This is a genomic window from Streptomyces sp. SID12501 (assembly GCF_010550245.1).
Lineage (GTDB): Bacteria > Actinomycetota > Actinomycetes > Streptomycetales > Streptomycetaceae > Streptomyces.
Genome location: NZ_JAAGLU010000691.1, coordinates 1 through 435, shown reverse-complemented (window position 1 = coordinate 435; position 435 = coordinate 1). Strand labels below are relative to the sequence as shown.

General features: G+C 76.6%; 1 protein-coding gene. It reads left to right on the top strand.

Annotation, left to right across the window (positions count from 1 at the left end):
• Nucleotides 1–435, top strand: a 435-nt coding sequence (locus G3I71_RS47945; RefSeq protein ID WP_203733180.1) for a hypothetical protein, incomplete at both ends; no start/stop codon positions are given.

Below are 435 nucleotides of genomic sequence, written 5' to 3'. Positions count from 1 at the left end.
GCCGCTGTGGTCGACCGTGCGCATCAGTGGCCTCGACGTCGACGAGCGCGACCGGGCCGTGGCGCGGCTGCGCGGCGGCCGCACGCTCGCGACGTTCCCCGCGGAGGTCGCGGACGCGAAGGCGCAGCTCATGGCCGTGGCCTCGCGGGACATCGCGGCGGCGTTCGCGCCCATCGACACCTGGCCGCCCGACCTGCGGGTCGTCGCGCGGCCGTGGATGACGCACCAGTCGGGCGCCAAGACGGCCACGGGCACGGCGTCGGCGACGATCGACCTGGTCGAGACGATCCTCGACGGCCGCGAGATCGTGGTGGCCGGTCAGGTCGCGCTCGCGGGCGAGGCGTCGGTGGGCGGCTCACCGGTCGACGGGGTGCTGGGCGTGCCCGTCGTCGTCGGGCCCGAGGGGTGGACGCGCGTGCTGCTGGACCCGCTGCC